The sequence below is a fragment of the Extensimonas vulgaris genome (assembly GCF_003337425.1).
GTDB lineage: Bacteria > Pseudomonadota > Gammaproteobacteria > Burkholderiales > Burkholderiaceae_C > Extensimonas > Extensimonas vulgaris.
In genome coordinates this window covers 111,816-133,078 of sequence record NZ_QPJU01000006.1, presented here as the reverse complement: position 1 = coordinate 133,078, position 21,263 = coordinate 111,816, and the positions used below count along the sequence as shown (strand labels likewise).

General features: G+C 65.7%; 16 protein-coding genes. 6 read left to right on the top strand and 10 right to left on the bottom strand.

Features of this window, described 5'->3' with window-relative positions; translation table 11 throughout:
- The first annotated feature begins 100 nt into the window (after window positions 1-100).
- A complete protein-coding gene (gene pyk / locus DFR45_RS09885) occupies window positions 101-1,540 on the top strand; it encodes a pyruvate kinase (RefSeq protein ID WP_114483563.1) in 1,440 nt (479 codons plus the stop codon).
- 27 nt (window positions 1,541-1,567) lie between these two features.
- Here the strand turns inward: pyk and DFR45_RS09880 are convergent, their stop codons facing one another.
- Window positions 1,568-2,671, bottom strand: a complete 1,104-nt coding sequence (locus DFR45_RS09880; RefSeq protein WP_114483562.1) for an alkene reductase — start codon at window positions 2,669-2,671, stop codon at window positions 1,568-1,570.
- 155 nt (window positions 2,672-2,826) lie between these two features.
- Here DFR45_RS09880 and recQ point away from each other — a divergent pair, with 155 nt between their 5' ends.
- The 4 genes from recQ to DFR45_RS09860 all read left to right on the top strand — a co-directional run bounded on the left by recQ (window position 2,827) and on the right by DFR45_RS09860 (window position 8,439).
- Window positions 2,827-4,698 carry a DNA helicase RecQ gene (recQ, locus tag DFR45_RS09875; RefSeq protein WP_114483560.1) on the top strand — a complete coding sequence of 624 codons (1,872 nt, stop codon included), beginning with the start codon at window positions 2,827-2,829 and terminating at the stop codon, window positions 4,696-4,698.
- A 368-nt stretch (window positions 4,699-5,066) separates the two neighbouring features.
- A complete protein-coding gene (locus DFR45_RS09870; protein WP_241659355.1) occupies window positions 5,067-5,798 on the top strand; it encodes an HAD family hydrolase in 732 nt (243 codons plus the stop codon).
- Between the two features lies 1 nt (window position 5,799).
- On the top strand, window positions 5,800-7,296 hold the full coding sequence (ggpS, locus tag DFR45_RS09865) for a glucosylglycerol-phosphate synthase (protein ID WP_114483558.1): 1,497 nt from the start codon (window positions 5,800-5,802) through the stop codon (window positions 7,294-7,296).
- A gap of 48 nt (window positions 7,297-7,344) precedes the next feature.
- Window positions 7,345-8,439: a mechanosensitive ion channel family protein gene (locus DFR45_RS09860; RefSeq protein ID WP_114483557.1), complete on the top strand. Its 1,095-nt coding sequence runs from the start codon at window positions 7,345-7,347 to the stop codon at window positions 8,437-8,439.
- Between the two features lie 175 nt (window positions 8,440-8,614).
- On the opposite strand, the gene DFR45_RS09855 is transcribed toward DFR45_RS09860, so the two are convergent.
- From DFR45_RS09855 to argE, 5 genes are all read right to left on the bottom strand, one after another.
- Window positions 8,615-9,004 carry an EF-hand domain-containing protein gene (locus tag DFR45_RS09855; protein ID WP_114483642.1) on the bottom strand — a complete coding sequence of 130 codons (390 nt, stop codon included), beginning with the start codon at window positions 9,002-9,004 and terminating at the stop codon, window positions 8,615-8,617.
- Window positions 9,005-9,075: 71 nt separating this feature from the next.
- The gene (locus DFR45_RS09850) at window positions 9,076-10,359 is read right to left on the bottom strand and encodes a hypothetical protein (RefSeq protein ID WP_114483555.1); all 1,284 of its coding nucleotides are present in this window, start codon (window positions 10,357-10,359) and stop codon (window positions 9,076-9,078) included.
- 57 nt (window positions 10,360-10,416) lie between these two features.
- Complete coding sequence (locus tag DFR45_RS09845; protein ID WP_114483553.1) at window positions 10,417-11,340, bottom strand: 5'-nucleotidase; 924 nt, start codon at window positions 11,338-11,340, stop codon at window positions 10,417-10,419.
- Window positions 11,341-11,349: 9 nt separating this feature from the next.
- Window positions 11,350-12,579 (bottom strand): type II secretion system inner membrane protein GspF, encoded by a 1,230-nt coding sequence (gspF, locus tag DFR45_RS09840; protein WP_114483551.1) that lies wholly within the window; start codon window positions 12,577-12,579, stop codon window positions 11,350-11,352.
- A gap of 70 nt (window positions 12,580-12,649) precedes the next feature.
- Window positions 12,650-13,810, bottom strand: coding sequence for an acetylornithine deacetylase (gene argE / locus DFR45_RS09835; RefSeq protein WP_114483550.1), 1,161 nt, complete (start codon window positions 13,808-13,810; stop codon window positions 12,650-12,652).
- Window positions 13,811-13,960: 150 nt separating this feature from the next.
- Between argE and DFR45_RS09830 the strand changes: the two genes are divergently transcribed.
- Window positions 13,961-15,256 (top strand): MFS transporter, encoded by a 1,296-nt coding sequence (locus tag DFR45_RS09830; protein ID WP_114483548.1) that lies wholly within the window; start codon window positions 13,961-13,963, stop codon window positions 15,254-15,256.
- A gap of 248 nt (window positions 15,257-15,504) precedes the next feature.
- Here the strand turns inward: DFR45_RS09830 and DFR45_RS09825 are convergent, their stop codons facing one another.
- Genes DFR45_RS09825 through yajC form a run of 4 tightly spaced genes read right to left on the bottom strand, consistent with a single transcriptional unit; the run spans window position 15,505 to window position 21,185 of the window.
- Entirely contained in the window at window positions 15,505-17,850 is a 2,346-nt protein-coding gene (locus DFR45_RS09825) for a DUF1631 family protein (RefSeq protein ID WP_114483547.1), read from the bottom strand.
- A gap of 53 nt (window positions 17,851-17,903) precedes the next feature.
- Window positions 17,904-18,857: a protein translocase subunit SecF gene (gene secF, locus DFR45_RS09820; RefSeq protein ID WP_114483545.1), complete on the bottom strand. Its 954-nt coding sequence runs from the start codon at window positions 18,855-18,857 to the stop codon at window positions 17,904-17,906.
- Window positions 18,858-18,886: 29 nt separating this feature from the next.
- A complete protein-coding gene (secD, locus tag DFR45_RS09815; RefSeq protein ID WP_114483641.1) occupies window positions 18,887-20,782 on the bottom strand; it encodes a protein translocase subunit SecD in 1,896 nt (631 codons plus the stop codon).
- A 58-nt stretch (window positions 20,783-20,840) separates the two neighbouring features.
- Complete coding sequence (gene yajC / locus DFR45_RS09810) at window positions 20,841-21,185, bottom strand: preprotein translocase subunit YajC (protein WP_114483543.1); 345 nt, start codon at window positions 21,183-21,185, stop codon at window positions 20,841-20,843.
- Between the last annotated feature and the right edge of the window lie 78 nt (window positions 21,186-21,263).

The window sequence follows — 21,263 nt, the reverse complement described above, 5'->3', positions numbered from 1 at the left end:
GCACCGCGTGCGCGTTGCCTGACGCACCTTGCCTCCCGTCTGCGCGGGGCGCCGGCGCGTGTGGAACAATGCCCGCATCGCCACTTTGACCCGCCCCATCATGCCCGCACTGCGCGCCACCAAGATCGTTGCCACCCTCGGCCCTGCGTCAAGCACGCCGGAATTGCTCGAAGCCATGATCCGCGCCGGCGTCAACGTGGTGCGGCTCAACTTCAGCCACGGGCTGGCGCAGGATCACATCGAGCGCGCGGCCATGGTGCGCGCCGCAGCGCAGCGCTCGGGGGTCGAGGTGGCCATCATGGCCGACCTGCAGGGCCCCAAGATCCGCGTCGGCAAGTTTGCCAACGGCCGCGTGCAGCTGCAGCCGGGCGCGCGCTTCGTGCTCGACGCTGCACGCACCGAGCCCGGTGACGAGCACGGCGTGGGCCTGGACTACAAAGAGCTGCCGCACGACGTAAAACCCGGCGACGTGCTGCTGCTCAACGACGGGCTGATCGTGCTGCAGGTCGAGGCCGTGCATGGCGACGCGGTCGAGACCATCGTGAAAGTGGGCGGCGAGCTCTCCAACAACAAGGGCATCAACAAGCAGGGCGGCGGCCTCACCGCGCCCGCGCTGACCGCCAAGGACATGGAAGACATACGCACCGCGATGGGCTTTCAGGCCGATTACGTGGCGGTGAGCTTTCCCAAGAGCGCCACCGACATGGAAATGGCGCGCCAGCTGTGCAACGTGGCCGGGGCCGAGTTCCGCCACAAGCCGGGCCTGATCGCGAAGATCGAGCGCGCCGAGGCCATCCCGCACCTCGAAGAAATTTTGCGCGCGAGCGACGGCATCATGGTGGCGCGCGGCGACCTCGCCGTGGAGGTCGGCAACGCCGCCGTGCCCGCGCTGCAAAAAAAGATGATCCGCATGGCGCGCGCCTTTGACAAGGTGGCGATCACCGCCACGCAGATGATGGAGAGCATGATCCACAACCCCGTGCCCACGCGCGCCGAGGTCAGCGACGTGGCCAACGCGGTGCTCGACGGCACCGACGCGGTGATGCTCAGCGCCGAGACGGCCGCGGGCAAGTACCCGCTCGAAACGGTGCAGGAAATGGCCACCATCTGCGCCGCCGCCGAGGCCTCCGAAGACCCGCTGCAGGACGCCGACTTCAGCGGCCACCGCTTCACGCGCATAGACCAGTCGATCGCCATGGGCGCGCTCTTTACCGCGCACCACCTGGGCGCCAAGGCCATCGTGGCGCTGACCGACAGCGGCGCCACGGCGCTGTGGATGAGCCGCCACCGCATCCACATTCCGATCTACGCGCTGACCTCCAAGGTGGCCACGCAGCGGCGCCTGGCCATGTACCGCAACGTGCGCCCGCTGCTGCTCGCCGACACCAGCGCCGACCGCGACACCGCGCTCGCGCAGGCCGAGGCGCACCTCAAGGCGCGCGGCATCGTGCAAAGCGGCGACATCTACGCCATCACCTGCGGCGAGCCCATGGGCGCGCCGGGCGGCACCAACATGCTGAAAATCTGCCGCGCGCGCTGACGCGGCGCGTGCGCCGCGCCCCCGGGGTCACTCCAGCGTGGGGTAGTCGGTATAACCCTTGGCGCCACCGCCGTAGAACGTGCTCGGGTCGGGCGTGTTCAACGGGGCGTTGCGGCGCAGGCGCGCCACGAGGTCGGGGTTGGCGATGAAGAGGCGGCCGAAGGCGACGAGGTCCGCCGCGCCTGAAGCCACCGCCGCCTCGGCCATCGCCTTGTCGTAGCCGTTGTTGACCATCCACGCGCCTTTGCCGCCGGCACGCCGGTAATCCTCTTTGAAGGCGGCGTAGTTGAACGGCCGCTCGGGGCGCTCGCGCGGGCCGCCCGTGGCACCTTCGATCACGTGCACGTAGGCCAGGCCCAGCGGCGCCAGATGTTTGGCCACGTATTCGTACAGCGGCTGCGGATGCGGCTCGTCGATGTCGTTTGCAGGCGTGACGGGCGAGAGGCGGATGCCCGTGCGCCCGCCGCCGATTTCATCGACGATGGCGCGCACCACTTCGAGCAGCAGGCGCGCGCGGTTCGGGATGCTGCCGCCGTAGTCATCGGTGCGGTGGTTGGTGCTGCTCTTGAGGAACTGTTCGAGCAAATAGCCGTTGGCGGCGTGGATTTCGACGGCATCGAAACCGCTCGCGATGGCGTTGCGCGCCGCGTGGCGGTAGTCTTGCACGATGCCGGGCAGCTCGCTCGCGTCGAGCGCGCGCGGCTCGGAGGTGTCCACGAACACGGGCTGGCCGTTTTTCAAGAGCACGGTCTTGGTGTGCGCGCGGATCGCCGAGGGCGCGACGGGGGCTTGAAAGTCGGGCTGCAGCTCGACGTGCGAGACGCGGCCCACGTGCCACAGCTGCACCGCGATCTTGCCGCCGGCAGCGTGCACGGCCTGCGTCACGCGCCGCCAGCCGTCGAGCTGCTCGACGCTGTAGAGGCCGGGAACGTCCGCGTAGCCCTGCGCCTGCGGCGTGATCGCGGTAGCCTCGCTGATGATGAGGCCGGCGCTCGCACGCTGGTGGTAATACTCGGCCATGAGCGGCGTGGGCACGGCGCCCGGTGCCCGGTTGCGCGTGAGCGGCGCCATGACGATGCGGTTGGCCAGATGCAGGTCACCGACTTGCACGGGATCGAACAAGGTGGGCATGGTGCAGGTTCTCCTTTTGAGATCGTGAATTTCGAAGATGCAATGCTAGTGCGGATTTTGCCCCCTCTGCGCCGCTGGGGCTCGCCGCCCAGAGTTTATGCAAAAATATGCCCTTAGCGCTCATGTAGCAAGCGCTAGTAGCTACCAAATAAATAGTGTCATCCCTTTCCGCGCACAGCGTCCTGCACGAGGTCTTCGGCTACGAACAGTTCCGTGGCCCGCAGCAGGACATCGTCGAGCACGTGATCGCCGGCGGCGATGCGCTGGTGCTCATGCCCACAGGCGGCGGCAAGTCGCTGTGCTACCAGATTCCGGCCATCGTGCGCCAGCAGCAGGGGCGCGGTGTGGCCATCGTGGTCTCGCCGCTGATCGCGCTCATGCACGACCAGGTCGGCGCGCTGCATGAGGCCGGTGTAGAGGCCGCATACCTCAATTCGACGCAGGACTTCGAAGCCACGCAGGAGGTTGAGCTGCGCCTGCTCGCCGGCGCGCTCACGCTGCTCTACGTGGCGCCCGAGCGGCTCAACACGCCGCGCTTTCTGGGTCTGCTCGACAGCCTCTACCACGAGGGGCACCTGAGCCTGTTCGCGATCGACGAGGCGCACTGCGTGAGCCAGTGGGGGCACGACTTTCGCCCCGAATACCGCACGCTCACGCTGCTGCACGAGCGCTACCCCGAGGTGCCGCGCATCGCGCTCACGGCCACGGCCGATGCGCTCACGCGCGCCGACATCGTCGAGCGCCTGCAGCTCGAAAGCGCGCGCCAGTTCGTGAGCAGCTTCGACCGCCCCAACATCCGCTACCGCATCGTCGAAAAAAAAGACCCGACCGCGCAGCTGCTGCGCTTCATCAGCCAGGAGCACGCGGGCGAGGCCGGCATCGTCTATTGCCAGTCGCGCCGGCGCGTCGAAGAAGTCGCCACCTTGCTGCAGGAGGCCGGCATCCCCGCGCTGCCCTACCACGCGGGCCTCGCGCACGCGGTGCGCCAGCAGCACCAGGATCGCTTTTTGCGCGAAGAAGGGCTGGTGATGGTCGCCACCATCGCCTTCGGCATGGGCATAGACAAGCCCGACGTGCGCTTCGTCGCGCACCTCGACATGCCCAAGAACATCGAGGGCTATTACCAGGAAACCGGCCGCGCGGGCCGCGACGGCCTGCCCGCCGACGCCTGGATGGCCTACGGCCTGCAGGACGTGGTGAACCAGCGCCGCATGATCGACGAAAGCCCCGCGGCCGAGGCGTTCAAGCAGACGCTGCGCGACAAGCTCGACGCGCTGCTGGCGCTGGCCGAAGCCACCGACTGCCGCCGTGTGCGTCTGCTGGGCTACTTCGGCGAAGCGGCAACGCCCTGCGGCAATTGCGACAACTGCCTCGCACCGCCCGCAGTGTGGGACGCGACCGAGGCCGCGCGCAAGCTGCTTTCGACCATCTACCGCGCGCAGCAGGCCAGCGGCATCAGCTTTGGCGTGGGCCACATCCTCGACATCGTGCGCGGGCGCAAGACGGAAAAAGTGGAGCAGTTCGGGCACGAGCGGCTTTCCACCTTCGGCATAGGCGCCGAGTTCAGCGAAGCGCAGCTGCGCGGCGTGCTGCGCCAGCTGCTGGCGCTGGGCGCAGTGGGCGTGCACAAGGTGCTGCTCGAAGGCGGGCGCAGCGTGGACACGCTGTGCCTGACCGAAGGCTCGCGCGCCGTGCTGCGCGGCGAGTGCGCGGTGCAGCTGCGCGCCGCGAGCGCCGCACCCGCGCCCGCCGTGCGCCGCACACGCCGCCCTGCCGCCCCGCCGGCGGCCGCCAGCGCGCTCGGGCCCGACGCGCAGGCGCGCTTCATCAACCTCAAGGCCTGGCGCGCCGAAGTCGCACGCGCGCACAACCTGCCCGCCTACGTGATCTTCCACGACGCCACGCTCGCTGCCATCGCCGAGCAGCGCCCCACCACGCTCGAGGCGCTGCAAGGCATCAGCGGCATGGGCAGCAAAAAGCTGCAGGCCTACGGCGAGGAAGTGCTGCGCATCTGCCAGGCGGGGTGAGCGCGCCGGGCCCGTCGCCTCCGGGGCGCTCGCCGCTGTCGCCGTGCGGGCACGTGGTATAGTTGGTTGGCACCCTCTTTTTGCGCTGCGGCCCGCCCGGGGACTAAGAGCCTATTTCAGCAGGCTCTCAAGTCCGTACCTGGCATTCGATGCCTGGCCGTGGCGCACTGGCGCCCAGTGCGTCGCCATTGTTTTCGCCGCCCGGCCACGCCGGGCTCTCTGTGTCACGGTGCCAGCTTCGTGCTGGGTTCGGATCGCGCCGCCAGGCGGCGATGCTCCACCATCGGACTCCCTTTACCGCTTCACGTGGCAGCCAGCCCCGTGTCATCTATGGCTTGTACGCCGAAGCGGCCATGCATGGAGATGCCATGACGGAAAAACTGAGCATTCTTGCCACCGACCTCGATGGAACCTTCTTGGGCGGAGATGCCGCCGCGCGTGCGCGCTTGTATGACTGGATCGCGCACCATCGGTCGGAAATCGTTTTGATCTTCGTCAGCGGTCGCGGTCAGCGCTTCATGCGCGAACTGGCGCAATCCTTGCCCGTGCGGCCCGACCATTGCATCGGCGACGTGGGCACGACGGTACACGTCGGAGAGGCGCTCACCCCGCATCCGGAGCTCGAGCCGTGGCTGGATGCACATTGGTCAGCCGACGCACCCGCGCGCATCGAGGCCTTGCTGGCGAACCATGCAGGCTTGCGCTTGCAGCCGGGAATCGAAGGCCGGCGCCGCTCCTATTTTTTTGACGACCCGGCCATCGCGCACGCCGCCGCTGCGCAGGTGCGTGCCGCGGGGTTCGAGCCCTTGATCTCGGACAACCTGTATTTCGACGTTTTGCCGCGTGGCCTGCAAAAAGGGCCGACCTTGCTGCGTCTGCTCGACACGCTGGGGCTTCCGCGTGAGCGCACGCTGGTCGCCGGCGACACGCTGAACGACCTGTCGATGTTTCAAACCGGCTTGCCGGCGGTCGCCGTCGCCAATCGCGAGCCGGGCCTGGATCGGGCGCTCGCCGAGCTGCCGCACGTTCACCGCAGCGAGCAGGAGGGGGCGGCGGGTGTGCTCGACGCGCTCGCGCGCTTTCATCAGCAAGGAGAATGAAATGCCATCATCGCTTGTCATCGTCTACCACCGCCAACCCTATGAGGAGCATATCGTTGCAGGGCAGACCGAGTTGCGTGAAAACAGGAGCCCCAACGGCATCGTACCGGCACTCAAGGGATTCATAGGCCGTGTCCAGAGTGCCAGCTGGATCGCCTGGAAGAAGAGCCCGGCCAAGCGCGCGCCGAAGTTCGAGCGCCGCATCAGCATCGAAGACAGCTTTGGCCGTTACGACGTGGTGCGCCTGCCTTTGTCGGCCGAGCAGATCGCACAGTTCTATCACGTGACCTCCAAAGAGGCGCTGTGGCCCATCATCCACGCATTTCCCAGCTTTTATTCGACCCAGAACACCGATTGGGCCACTTTCCGCGAGGTCAACCGCCTGTTCGCCGAAGCTGCTTGCGAGGAGGCGGCACCCGGGGCCGTGGTTTGGGTGCACGACTACAACCTTTGGCTGGTGCCGGCCTTCGTGCGGGCGCATCGGCCCGATGTGCGCATCGCCTTCTTCCATCACACCTCGTTTCCGAACGCGGATGTGTTCAACATCCTGCCCTGGCGCAAGGAAATCATCGACAGCCTGTTGGCTTGCGACCTGGTGGGCTTTCACATCCCGCGCTACGCGCGCAACTTCGCCCACGTGGCACAGACCGTGCACGGCGATGTGCGCATTGCCGAGGCGCCCGTCCCACCCGAGTTGCGCGGCAATGGGACGGCCTTGAGTGAGCAGACCATGCCGGCAGCCTTGTATCTGGGCGAGCGCGAGGTGCGCATCGACGCCTTTCCCATCGGCACCCACGTGGAGTTGATCCATCAGTTGGTGCGCGCGCCGCAGCAGAACGCACGCATGGAGGAAATCCGTCGGGACATGGGTGTCGAGAAGATCATCGTGTCGGTCGGCCGCGTCGATTACGTCAAGGGAACGCGCGAGCAGTTGCTCGCTTTCGAACGCCTGCTGCAGCGGCGCCCGCAATGGCGTCACCGTGTCAAGCTCTTGCTCACGGCCGTGGCGGCCGACCCCGGCATGAAGGTGTACCGCAGTGCGCAGGAATCCATAGAGCAGTTGGTGGGGCGTATCAATGGGCATTTTGGCGACGTGGCCTGGCAACCCATCGTCTTTTCCACCACGGCCATGTCCTTCGCCGAGACGCTGTGCCACTATCGTGCTGCCGACATTGCCTGGATCACCCCCTTGCGCGACGGCCTGAACCTCGTCGCCAAGGAATATATCGCGGCAAACGTGGAGGAGAGCGGCGTGTTGGTGCTCTCGGAATTCGCGGGCGCAGCGGTGGAACTCACCGATGCCGTGCTCGTCAATCCCTACAGCCTGAGCCAGATGGACGCGGCCATCGACCAGGCCTTGGACATGCCCGAGCCGGAGCAGCGTGCGCGCATGGCCTTGCTCGGCGAAGCGGTTCGGCAGCGTGACATCGGCGCGTGGTCGGAACACATCATGGACTGCTTCGCCGCACTGGGCGCCCCAGGCTTCCAGCGCGGCTGAAGCCTGCCGAATTTTGCTGCTGCCACATACACGAAAGGAGGCGTTCAAGTGCCCGATTGGATACCACAAAATTGGCGCGACTACTCTCTTTGGGGCTGGCTGGCCCCTGTGTTGAGCGTGTTGCTCGCAGTGGCTGCAACCAGGCTGCTGCGCCCGCGCCTGGTCCGTCGCTTGCGGAGCCTGGCCGAGCGTACCCCTACCCCGATCGACGAGGCGCTGGTGTATGGCCTGGAGGCCACCCGGCCGTGGCTGGTCGGCGCCATGGTGCTGGGACCAGCCACTGCGCATTTGCCGCTTGGCGCCCCCTGGTCACGTGTGGTCGAAGTCATAACGGTCGTTGGTGTATTTGTGCAAATCGGGCTTTGGGCCGCGCGACTGATCGATTTTTGGATACGCCGCTCGCGTCAGCGTGCCCTCAAAAACGACCCTGGAACGGCTACCGGGTTTGCGGTGACCAGCTTCATCGCGCGTGTGACGCTGTGGGCGATCGTGCTGCTGGTGATGCTCGACAACCTGGGCATCAACGTCACGGCCCTGGTGGCAGGGTTGGGGGTCGGCGGCATCGCCGTTGGTTTTGCATTGCAAAATATCCTGGGCGACTTGTTTTCCAGCCTGTCCATCGTCATGGACAAGCCGTTCCAGATAGGCCACTTCATCGATGTGGATGGCTACGTGGGCACAGTCGAATACATCGGCCTGAAGACGACGCGTGTGCGCGCCCTGTCTGGAGAGCTTCTGATATTTTCCAACACCGACCTGACCAAGGCCCGGTTGCGCAACTACCAGGTGATGCAAGAGCGGCGCATCGTGTTCGGCTTCGGCGTGACTTACGACACCCCGCCAGAGGCGCTGGCGCTCATTCCCGGGCTCGTGCGTGAAATCATCGAAGCCCAGCCGCAAACCCGGTTCGACCGCGCACATTTCAAGGCCTTTGGCGCCGCGAGTCTCGACTTCGAGGTGGTTTACTGGATGCTCACCCCCGATTACACCACCTACATGAATACCCAGCACGCCATCAATCTGCGGCTGCTGCGGGAACTCAACGATCGCGGTATCGCCTTTGCCTTCCCGACCCAGACTGTGCACTTGCAGGCAGTGCGCCCGGTGCGGGTGCGCATGGAGCCGCCCCCTTCGGATTCTTGAATTTGGAAACTGGCAGCCTGTCGGACTTTCGAATCGTCGGCTGCGCATGCGCCGCAGCGGCCCATTCTCGCTATCGACGCCCAAAGTCCGACAGGCTGCTGGGATCAAAGAAATTGGGCCTGGAAGTGCTGCGCATCTGCCAGGCGGGGTGAATGGCCCCATCGGGCGAGGCGATTTACTGTTGGGCCTGCTCCTGCGCCTGCTTCGCGGCTTTGGCCCGTTCGCGTTCGGCACGGTATTTGGCCGAAAACACGCGGATTTCATCCGGGGTGACGAATCCGTCGTGGTTGCTGTCGGCCTCGTCGAACGCGGCGGCCAGCGGCGGGAACAGGGCGACCTCGGCGCGGCTCAGTTTGCCGTCGCCGTTCGCGTCGAGCAGCTGAAACTGGCGCAGGGCCTTGAGCTCGCCGCGCGAAGGCGTGGCGGCGTTGGAGGCACTGGCAGCGGCCGCAGAAGCCGAAGTGCCAGGCGCTTCGGCAGCCGGCTGAGCGCCCGGGTCGGCGCAAACGCTTGCGCTGATGCAAGCCAGGGCCAGCGCGGGCAGCAGACGGAACAGGGTTCGCATGGAGCAGCTCCTTGGCGTGAGGACGGCGCGGGGGTGGCGTGGCGGCGGCGCGTCCACGCCGCGCGAACACATCACCACCTTGGCGGCAGGATGTCGATGTCGAAAAAATCTGGCTCCTGTGCAAGCCGATGCTGTTCGTTGAGCCAGGACTTGAGGCGCTTGCCATCGCGCACGAGTGCAACATCGTGGGCGAGCGCCTCGCATTCGGTTTGTACCTCCTCTTGCAGGTCTTGCAGCCAGCGGCGCAGCCCGGCTTCGCTGAAGCGGTAGCCAAAATCGATGTCCAGCACATGTTCCCAGTAGTTTTGGCGCGCGTAGCGCTCTTGTTCGAGCTCGAGCACTTGCTGCTTGAGCAGTTGCGTGAGCGCTTGCAGGCGCTTTTCGGGCGGCAGCTGCGCCTGCGCGGGGTCGAGCAGTGCGGCGTCGCGCTGGATCTGCAGCAGCGCCACGATGTCCTTGTCCTGGTAGGCGCGGTTGGCGGCGGCCATGAGTTCGGTTTTGCGCTGGCGCTCGTCGTCGCTGGCCGCGCGGTCGGGGTGCAGCGCGCTCGCGAGCTGGCGGAAGATCGCGCGCAAGGTGGACTCGGCCTCCTGCTGCGCAGCCTCGGCGCGTTGCTGCGCGGCCGAGAGCTTGCGCGGTTTTTTCTTGCGCGCGGCCTTTTCTTGCTCCCATTCCTCCTGTTGCTCCTGCATTTTGGCTTTGGTCTGGGCAAACATGCGCATCATCAGGTCTTCGTGCGAGGCGTCTGCGCCGGCCTCGGCTTCGGGCGCGGAGATTTCCTCGCCAAGCATCTTGCTGGCCATTTGGGCAAACGCAGCGCGCTCTTGCTGCTCTATTTCTGCGAGCGTCTGCGGGCTGTATTTGTCGTGCAGGCGGGCCATTTCGGCGTCGCCGTCGGCGGCGAGCACGGCGGCAAAGGCGCAGATCAGTTGGCGCACGGTCTGGCGCTGCTGTTTGCTCAAACGCTTGTCGTCCACGTGCGGCACGAGCAGCGCGACCATTTCGCGCCGCAGTGCATCGCGGCGCTCGTACAGCGGGGCGAGCAGGCTCTGCATGGCGGTCTGGTAGCTGCGGCCCAGCGCATCAGTCCGGGCGATCTGTGCCTTGAGTTTGTCGATGCGCGCGAGCTCGCGGTTGTAGGCCTTGGCCGCGGGCGTGAGCGCGGTATCGGCGCCGTCGGCGAGCACCTGCAGGCCGCGCGCGCTGGCAGGAGCCGCGTTGGCCGTGGCCGTGGCCGTGGCCGTGGCCGGTGAGGCGGATTCGGCGGATTCGGCAGCGCCGGCACGCGCAGACGCGGCGCCAAACCGGTCGTCCTGCGCGGCGCGGCGTCGGGAGGAAGTCTTTTTGGTTGCCATGGTGTTCACCCTGAAAGCAGATGAAGAAAGCGCGGATTCGTTCCGCCCGCGTGGTGTCTATTTGTGCGCTTCTTGCGCTTCGTGCGCGATGCCGCTGCGCACCAGCCCCGCGGGCACGTGCTGCGCGGCCGAGAGCACGTGGCCGGTCTGGTCGTCGAAGAAGAAGTCGGGCTCGAACTCGCGCAGGAACGGCCCCTTGGGCATGCCGCCGAGGAACATGGCCTCATCGACGGCGATGTTCCAGTGCATCAGCGTCTGGATCGCGCGCTCGTGCGCCGGGGCACCACGCGCCGTGACGAGCGCCGTGCGGATGCGCATGGGCCCGCCGCGCTGCTGCAGACGGTGCAGCGCGGCCAGAAAAGGCTTGAACGGCCCCGGCGGCAGCGGCAGCGCGGCTTTTTCGGCCTCGTGCGCCTGGAAGGCGTCGAGCCCCGCGGTCTGATAGACGCGCTCGGCCTCGTCGGAAAACAGCACCGCGTCGCCGTCGAAGGCAATGCGCACCTCATTGTGGTGCGTGTCGGCAGCGGGGGCCGACTGCGTCGCCACCTGCGCGGCCGGAAAGCCCAGCGCCAGCGCCTCGCGCACGTCGGCCTCGTTGGCCGAAAGGAACAGGTGCGCCCCGAGCGGGCGCAGGTAGCGAAACGGCGCCGCCCCTTGCGTGAACACGCCGCGCTGCACCGAGGTCAGCCCGTGCGCGCGCACCGAGCGGAACACGCGCATGCCGCTCACCGGGTCGTTGCGCGAGAGCACGACGACCTCCACGCGCTGGCGCTCGGGCGTGTTGAACGCCAGCAGCTTGCGCACGAGCGAAAACGCCACGCCCGGGCGCGCCGGCGTGTCCAGGCGCTCGAGCTGCAGCTGCATGTAGGCGCTGGGGTTGGCGGGGTCGAAGACGCGGTTTTCTTCCTCGAAGTCGAACAGTGCGCGCGAGGAGATTGCCACCACCAGTTTGTCGTCGTCGGCGCTCGGAATGTCGGCCATGGCACAACCCTATTTGACGAGCTGGTTGAGCTCGATGATGGGCTGCAGCACCGCGAGTACGATCAGCATCACGATCAGGCCCATGGCGACGATCAGCAGCGGCTCGAGCACCGTGGCGAGCGCGAGCGCGCGGCGCTGCACCTCGGCGCCGAGCTGGTTCGCGGCACGCTGCAGCATCAGCGGCAGCTGGCCGGTCTGCTCGCCCAGGCGCGCGAACATCGCGAGCAGCCCCGGAAAGCGCTTTTTCTGCGCGAGCGCCGCGGCCAGCGGTGCGCCCTCGCGCACCAGCACCAGCGCGTCGAGCGCGTCGGCGCGCAAGCTGCGGTTGTGCAGCGTCTCGGCTGCGGCCTGCAGCGCCTTGAGGATGGGCACGCCCGCGCCCGCGAGCATGGCCAGCGTGCCCGCAAAGCGCGCCGCGTTGTAGCCGCGCGCAAGCCGCCCGAGCACGGGCAGACGCAGCCAGGCCGCGTCGAATTGCAGGCGAAAATGCTCGAATCTCAAGGCCCAGCGTGCGCAAGCAGCTATCACAACCAAAGCAGCCAGGAGCAGCCAACCATAGCTGCGCAAAAATTCGCTCAGGCCCAGCATGAGCACCGTGAGCAGCGGCAGCGCGCGCTTGGTGCCCGCAAACACGCCCGCGACCTGCGGCACCACGTAGCCCACGAGAAACAGCACGATCACGATGGCCACGAGCGTGACGATGGCCGGGTACAGCGCCGCGCCCACGAGCTTGGCCTGTAGCGCCTGACGCGCCTCGAGGTCGTCGGCCAGGCGCTCGAGCACTTCGCCCAAATGTCCGCTGTGCTCGCCCGCGCCGACCACGGCGCAATACACCGCGGAGAACTCGCGGGGGTGCTGCGCGAGCGCGCGTGCAAACGGCACGCCCGCGTTCACCTCGGCGCGCAGCGCGGCCACGAGCTCGCGCTGGCGCGGCTCGTCGGCCTCGTCGGCCAGCGCCGCAAGCGCGCGCTCCAGCGGCAGGCCCGAAGTCACCAGCCCCGCGAGCTGGCGCGTCCACACCGCAAGCCCCGTGGCGCCGAGCACCGGACGCGTGAACAGGCGCCGCCAAAGCCCCGGCGCTGCACCCCCTTCGGCGCCCGTGACTACCGGCTCCACCTGCAGCGGCACCAGCGCCTGCGCGCGCAGCAAGCTGCGCGCGGCCTTGGCGCTGTCGGCTTCCAGCAGGCCTTTGCGGGTCTGACCCTGCGCGTCCAGGGCTTCGAAGGTGAATGCGGGCATGCAGAATGTGGCGGCGGGTGCGGGTGCGAAGGCTGCGATGGTAGCGTTTGCCAATGCGCGGCCAGCCCCGTTACAGCGACTGCGCGAGCCGGCGCAAAAAACGCTCGCAGGCTTCGAGCTGCGCGGGCTCGACGAATTCGTTCGGTTTGTGCGCCTGCTCGATCGAGCCCGGCCCACAGACGACGGTGGGGATGCCGGCGTTCTGGAGCAGCCCGCCTTCGGTGGCGAAGGCCACTTTGCGCGTGGCGCGGTCGCCCGTGAGGGCGCGCACCAGCGCGGTGATCGCCGCTTGCTCCGAGGCTTCGAGCGCCGGTGCGCTGGCCAGCGCCTGGATCTCTACGCGCGCATCGGCATATTCGTGCTGCATGCGCGGCAGCAGCTCATCGCGCACATAGGCTTCGATCTGCCCTTGGATGTGCTCCATCGACATGCCGGGCAGATTGCGGAACTCATAGGCAAACTCGCACAGGTCGGCAATGGTGTTGACCGCGATGCCGCCGTGGATCTGGTTCGTGGTCAAGGTCGTGTAGGGCACGTCGAAAAATTCATCGTACGGCCCGTTCGCCTTAAAGTGGTCGGCGATGTCGCGAATGCGGCAGATCAGCCGCGCCGCATGCTCGATCGCATTGCTGCCTTGCGGGGTGAGCGAGGAATGCGCCGCCTTACCGTGCACCCGGCAGCGAAACAAGTGAATGCCCTTGTGCGCGACCACCACGCGCATGCTCGTGGGCTCGCCGACCACGCAACCGTCGAAGCGTGCACCGCGCAGTTTGAGTTGCTCGAGCAGCAGCGGCGCCCCTACGCAGCCAACCTCCTCGTCGTACGAAAAAGCCAAATGCAAGGGTCGGGCGCGCGGCATGGCGAGAAACTCGGGCACCAGCGCGAGCGCGCAGGCGATGAAGCCTTTCATGTCACAACTGCCGCGCCCGTACAGACGGCCCGCGCGCTCGGTGAGCTGGAAAGGGTCGGTGTCCCACACCTGGCCGTCCACCGGCACCACGTCGGTGTGGCCCGAGAGCACGATGCCACCCTGCTGCCCGCCATCGTGCGCAGGCAGCGTGGCAAAGAGGTTGGCCTTGCCGCCGCTCGGCGCGTGGATGAGCGTGGCCGGCACGCCCAGCGCTGCGAGCGCGTCGCGCACGCACTCGATCAGGGCCAGGTTGGAGTTGCGGCTCGTGGTGTCGAACGCCACCAGCGTGGTGAGCCATTCGCGCGAGTTCTTCCAGGTCATGGGATGTTTCCGTGCTCGCGACGTCGGTACAGGCACCGCATGGCGAGCAAAAGTGAAGTAAGGAATGTATAAAGACAAAGCCTACGCCGCAGGCATGGTTTCCGATTCTGCCTCTTATGCCGGCTTTTTGATCAACCTGCACGCATTCCGATGAAAACGCACACCGATTCCCACCGCGTTTCCAAACGCAGCATTCTCGCAGCCGTGATCGGCAACGCCCTCGAGTGGTACGACTTTTTGGTCTTCGCCTTCATGACGCCCATCGTCGCCAAGCTGTTCTTCCCGAGCGACCCGAGCAATCCCGACGACAAGCTCAACCAGATTCTCATGACCACGGCGGTCTTCGGTGTGGGCTTTTTCATGCGCCCCGTGGGCGGCATCGTACTGGGGCTGTATGGCGATCGCAAAGGGCGCAAGGCCGCGATGGTGCTCGTCACGGGGCTCATGGCCGTGGCCATCGCGATCATCACGCTGGCGCCGACCTACGCGGCCGTGGGCGTGCTCGCGCCGCTGTGCATCGTGCTCGCGCGCTTGCTGCAGGGCTTTGCCGCAGGCGGCGAGTTTGGCACCTCGACCGCCTTGTTGATCGAGCTCGCAGCGCCTGGCAGGCGGGGCTTTTATGGATCTTGGCAGATGACGGGGCAAATGCTGGCCCTGCTGCTGGGCTCCGCCACGGGCATGTTGATCACCAATGTCTTCAGCACCGAGCAGCTCATGGCCTGGGCGTGGCGCATTCCCTTCGCCATCGGCCTGCTAATCGCGCCCGTGGCACTTTACATCCGCAGTCATGTGGAGGAGCCTGAAGTGTTCCAGCAGATGCTTGCCGCCCGAGCGAGCGGGCAAGCACGCGCGCTTGGCTTGGTCGAGCTTGTGCGCACCCATGCGCGCGAGATGTTGGTAGGGATCGGCTTGGTGGTTGCTGTCACGGTGTCGGTCTATATCACTTTTACTTACCTCGTGACCTATGCCACTGTCACGCTCGGCTTGCCGCTGCGCGATGCGTTCATGGTGCAAATGCTGGGAGCGGCGATGATTGTGTTGCTCATGCCCTTCATGGGCGCGCTGTCCGACCGCATCGGGCGACGCACGCTCACCATCGGCTCTTTGCTGTGCTATTTGGTGCTGCTCTACCCACTCTATGCGTGGGTAGCAGCCGCACCGAGCACACCCAAGTTGCTTGCCGCCCAATTGGTGATTTGCTTGTTCGTGTCTGTATTTTTCAGCACCTTCAGCACCTTGATGGCTGAGCTGTTTCCACCCGAGGCACGTTCGGCTGGCATGTCATTGGCGTACAACCTGGCGGTGATGGTTTTTGGCGGCTTCGCCCAATTCATCGTCACCTGGCTGATCCGCACAACGGGCTCACCCATGGCGCCTGCGCTGTATGTGATGGCCGGGGCCGCGCTGGGCACGTGTGCCGCTTTTTTCATCAAAGAAAAGCATTGAACCCAGATTGTCCATGAGGCGGTGCTGCGCGCCTACGCGGACGCTGACGAACGGCTGCCGGTCATTTTGGCTGCGGCAAAAACTACCCGTCATTGCGAGCCCCGCAGGGGCGCGGCAATCCAGTCTCGTCCTTCGCAGCGTGCACAGGCGCTTTTAAGGCCCATGGATTGCCGCGGGCCTTCGGCCCTCGCAATGAAGGAGAACGATCATCCCGCGTCCGAATGAACAATCTGGGTCAAAGGACTGAATCAGCCCAACAGGCGCTCTGGATTGGCATCCAGTTTGGTCAGCGCATCGCGCGTCGCGCGCAGGCTCAGGCCTTCATCGTCGAGGCCCGCGAGCAGCCCTGCTTGCGCGTAGGCTGCCAGGCGCCGCTGTTGAATCAGATAGCCGTGCCCGCTCGTGGCGGCAAAAAGGTGCAGTTGGCGGCGCGCGCTCTGCCACACGTATTGCACCGCGACTTGGGTGCCATTGTGGTCCAGCGTAAACCAGGCGCCGAGTGGTAACGCTTGAACCCAGGCGAGCGCGGCCTCGCTCACTTGCACGTCATTGTCCGCAAGAACATCGAGCGTAGCGGCATCGATACCGAGCAGCATTTCGACGTTGTCGGCATTCAGCGGCATGTCGGCAAACGCGGCATCGTCGATGAAGTCTTCGAGGTGTGCGAGGCGCTGCGCAAACGCGTCGATATGCTCTTGCGCAATGGCCTGCGTCTTGGAGAGAAAGGCTTCGGCCAGCGTGTCGGTGAGCACCTTGATCTGGGCGTCCTGCTTCGCACCCGTGATGCCCAGCAGGGTCAATCCTTGCCGCAGATGCTGCAACATGCCCGGCAACATTTTGATGACCTGTGCACGCTCGCTGCGCTGGGGCTTGGCACTCGCGGCCCAGATCAGGTCCGCCGCGGCGCGCTTGAAGGCGAGGGTGTCGGCATGTTGGGGGCCCGCACGCACGGCCGACAGGGCGAGTACCTCCGCCCAAGTCTTGAAAAGAAAGTCGCGGATCTCGTCGCGCACCGGCACGTCCTGCAGCATGCTGCGTAGCTCGATCGTGTATTGGATCGCCAGTGTCTCTTTTTGCTCGACCTGCTGCGCCACGCTCACAATGCGTGCCGTACTGGGTTTTTCCGTCAAAAATTTGGCCAGAAATTGCTCGAATTCATCGAGCATGAGCTGAAAGACCCGCCCGCCGGTTTCCGGGTATTGCTCGATCACTTGTACGACACGGCGGATTTCCGCCTCGAGCGCCGAACCAGACAGCGTGCTGGCATCAAAGCCCATCACACAGCCTCCCATACGGTCTATGAGTTGACGCGCCGGATGCTTGAGATCGTTGAAGAACGCGGGTTCGGCGAGCGCGACGCGCAATACGGGAACTTGCAGCCGCGCGAACCATACCCGGACGTTCGGGGGAATGCGCTCCTCGGCAAGGATCGCCTGGAACATCAGCGCCACGATTTCTATGATGGCCTTTTCGCTCGCCGTACTGGCTTTTTGCTTGAGCTCATCGGTCTGTTTGCGCGCGGCTTCAGCAGAGCGCCGCACCGCAAGCACCGGATCAGCGCTCAAAAGAGTCGGACTGATGCTCACATAAAAGCTAGCAGCTTGCGTGGGTGGGTGCGCCAGTGCTTGGGCAAGTGCAGGAGATGCGGGTGGCGCATGCACCAAATCCAGTCCGGTTGCGGGCTGCTGCAGCAGTCGGCGCAGCTGGCCCATGATGTTTTGTGCCCGCGCCCTGGCCCATGTCCAGGGCGTCTCACCCCCAGCAGGGGAAAGTCCAGGCGCTGGAGCAAACCCGGCTCGCCCTGCCGGCGTCATGTCCGGTGAAAAGGTGTCAGGCTTGCTGCCATGTGCGGGCATGCCCGGCTGTGGACTTTGCGCCGCATTCGCTGCCCGTGCAGCGGGCTGTTCGACCGCAACCCCGTGGCCTGCCGGGCTCGCCGCCGGCGTGCGGCGCACGCGTGCACGCAAATCGGTTTGCGCAGTGATGCCTTGCTCGGTATACCAGTCGATGATGGCCTGGTATTGTTTTTGCAATAGATTTGCCAGCGCACGCTGCAGCGGCTCTTGCACGACCTGAAATTGCTCACGCAGCAGGTCGGCCCGCGTCCACTGCTCGACGAACACGAGGCAGACCGATTCAGGCCGCAGAATGTCCTGTGCGGGCGGCGCATCGCCCTCCAGCGTCTGCGTGCGCTGGCGCACAGTTTCGAACTGCAGACCGACTTGCTCCATCACCGCCGTTGCCATGCGTGTGGCAGTGATTTTGTTTTCCATCACGTCGTCGCTCAGCAGCTCGAACGAGCGCGGCGGCGCACTGGCCGCGGCGGGTTTGGCCGCAACTGCGGCGCTGGCAGCCTGGCGCAGCGCCTGCTCCACGTACGCCATCCAGCGCTCGTGCCGCTGTTGATAGAGCATCCAGGCATCGCGGCGTGACTGCATCTCACGCAAGGTGCCCGGCGCGGCCATACGTTCGGTCAAGTGGTCTAGAAGCAGCTTGTCCAGGGCCGGGAGTTGCGTGCAAAGACCTTGCACGAAACGCTCCCGCGCCTGCCAGCTCAGGCGTCGGCGTGCGTCGGGCGAAGTGGCGGCGGACATGGTTCGACCTCAAACCCTTAAGTCTGGCTGGGGCACAACCAGGGCATCGGCGATCACACCACGGCGCCGGCGTTCGGGTCGTTCGGGTCGCCTTCTTTCTTCTTCTCCCCTTTGACGAGGTCTTCGCGCTTCACGCCCAGCCACATCGCAATCGCCGCGGCCACGAACACCGAAGAGTAAATGCCGAACAGGATGCCAATGGTCAGCGCCAGCGAAAAGTAGTGCAGGCTGGGCCCGCCGAAGAAAAACATCGAGAGCACCATGGCCTCGGTGCAGCCGTGCGTGATGATGGTGCGGCTCATGGTGCTGGTGATCGCGTGGTCTATGACCTCGGGCGTGCTCATCTTGCGGTATTTGCGGAAAGCCTCGCGGATACGGTCGAAGATCACCACCGATTCGTTGACCGAATAACCGAGCACCGCGAGCACCGCGGCGAGCACGGAGAGCGAAAACTCCCACTGGAAGAACGCAAAAAAACCCAGGATGATGACCACGTCGTGCAGGTTCGCGATGATCGCCGCAACGCCGAACTTCCACTCGAAGCGAAACGCCAGATAGATCACGATGCCGGCGACCACCACGGCCAGCGCCATGAGGCCGCCGCGCACGAGCTCCTCGCCGACCTGCGGGCCCACGAACTCTGTGCGGCGCAGCTGCACGTTGGGGTCGACGGCCTTGAGCGCACCCAGCACCTGCTCGCTCTGCTGCGCCGAGCTCACGCCCTTTTGCACGGGCAGGCGGATCAGCACGTCGCGTGCGGTGCCAAAGTTTTGCACCTGCACGTCGCTGTAGCCCAGGCGCGAGACGGCCTCACGCACCTGCGCGAGGTCGGCAGGCTGGCTGTAGGCCACCTCCATCACGGTGCCCCCCGTGAATTCGACCGACAGGTGCAGGCCACGTGTGAACAGAAAGAACACCGCGAGCGCGAAGGTGATGAAAGAGATCGCGTTGAACACCAGCGCGTGGCGCATGAACGGGATGTCTTTGCGAATGCGGAAAAACTCCATGGCTTGTTCCTTGGCAGGCTGGGGCGGCCTTATTTCGATGGGTTCGCGGGGTTCGCGCTGCGCTTGTCGGCGTCTGGCTTCCAGACCTGGCCGATGGAAATGCTCTTGAGCTTTTTCTTGCGCCCGTACCAGAGGTTCACGAGGCCGCGCGAGAAGAACACCGCCGAGAACATGCTCGTCAAAATGCCTATGCAGTGCACCACGGCAAAGCCGCGCACCGGCCCCGAGCCAAAGGCCAGCAGCGCCAGGCCGGCGATCAGGGTGGTCACGTTCGAGTCCAAAATGGTCGCCCAGGCACGCTCGTAGCCCGCGTGGATCGCCGCTTGCGGCGCCACGCCCGCGCGCAGTTCCTCGCGGATGCGCTCGTTGATGAGCACGTTCGAGTCGATCGCCATGCCTATGGCCAGCGCCATCGCGGCGATGCCCGGCAGCGTGAGCGTGGCCTGCAGCATCGACAGCACGGCGATCAGCAGGAGCACGTTCACGGCCAGCGCAATGCTCGAGAACACGCCGAACAGCATGTAGTAGGCGCACATGAAGACGGCAATCGCAAGCAGCCCCCAGACCACGCTGTGGATGCCGCGCTCGATGTTGTCGGCGCCCAGGCTCGGGCCTATGGTGTATTCCTCGACGATCTCCATGGGCGCGGCGAGCGAGCCCGCGCGCAGCAGCAGCGCGGTGTCGTTGGCCTCGGCCGTGGTCATGCGCCCGGAAATCTGCACGCGCCCGCCGCCGATCTCGGTGCGGATCACGGGCGCCGTGACCACTTCGCCCTTGCCCTTTTCGAACAGGATGATGGCCATGCGCTTGCCCACGTTCTCGCGCGTGACGTCGCGGAAGATGCGCGCGCCCTTGGCGTCGAGCGTCAGGTTCACCGTCGGCTCCTGCGTCTGGCTGTCGAAGCCAGGCTGCGCATCGGTGAGGTTGTCGCCCGTGAGGATCACCTGCTTTTTCACGATCACGGGCTGGCCCGCGCGGTCCAGGTAGCGCTCCGAACCGAAGGGCACGGGGCCCGTGCCGGCCTCGGCCGCGCGTGCCTCGGCGCTCTCGTCGACCATGCGCACCTCGAGCGTCGCGGTGCGGCCCAGAATGTCCTTGGCCTTGGCGGTGTCCTGCACGCCGGGCAGCTGGACGATGATGCGGTCCAGCCCCTGCTGCTGGATCACCGGTTCGGCCACGCCGAGCTCGTTGATGCGATTGTGCAGCGTCAAAATGTTCTGCTTGAGCGCCTGCTCCTGCACGCGCCGCGCGGCCTCGGGCTTGATGGCGAGCGTCAGCTTGAAGCCGTTGGCGTCCGGCGCGCTGCTCGCCTGCAGCTCTGGAAACTGATCGGCCACCAAGTTGCGCACCGCCGTCAGCGTGGCTTCGTCGGGCAGCAGCACTTCGACCGTCTGGCCGTCGCGGCGCACGCCGCCGTGACGCAGCCCCTTGTCGCGCAAGGTGGTGCGCAAGTCACCGGCGAGCCCCTCGGCGCGCTTGGTCAGCGCCGCCTGCATGTCCACTTGCAGCATGAAATGCACGCCGCCGCGCAAGTCCAGCCCCAGGTACATGGGCCGCGCATGCAGCGCCGTGAGCCAGGCGGGCGAGCGCGACACCAGGTTCAGCGCAACGATGTAGGGCGGGTCGCTCGGGTCGGGCACCAGTGCTTTTTGCAGCACGTCACGCGCCTTGAGCTGCGTGTCGGGGCTGTCCAGGCGCACGCGCAACGAATTGCCGTCCAGGCTTACCAGGTCGGGCGTGATGCCTGCGCTTTGCAATGCTTGCAAGGCGCGCTCTTGTACCTGCGCATCGACTTTGACGCTGGCTTTGGCCGGCGAAACCTGCACGGCCGGCGCCTCACCAAAGAAATTCGGCAGCGCGTACAACACGCCCACCAGCAGCACGATCACCAGGATCGCGTACTTCCAGACCGGGTAACGGTTCATGAGATCGCTCGCAGACAATGGGGCCGAGCCCCGTGACGCAAAAAGCCGCGCGCCGGACTTATTTACCCGTGCTCAGCGTGCCCTTGGGCAGCACCTGTGCAACGGCGCTACGCTGCACTTGCACTTCCACACCCGGCGCCACTTCGAGGTGCAAAAAGCCCTCCGACAGGCGCGTCACCTTGCCGATCAAGCCGCCCGAAGTGACGACCTCATCACCTTTGGCCAGCGCTTCGATCATGGCGCGGTGTTCTTTCTGACGCTTCATCTGCGGGCGGATCATGATGAAGTAGAGCACCACGAACATCAACACCAGGGGCATCATGCTCGTGAGCGAGGACATCAGGTTGCCGCCGCCGGCAGCTGCGGCCGGCGCGGTTTGGGCAAAAGCGGAAGAAATCAGCACGAGAAAACCCTATCGAAACGATGAAAAAACCGCCCGCCCGCCAATGAAACCGGCAGAGGACGGGAAACGGCGCATTGT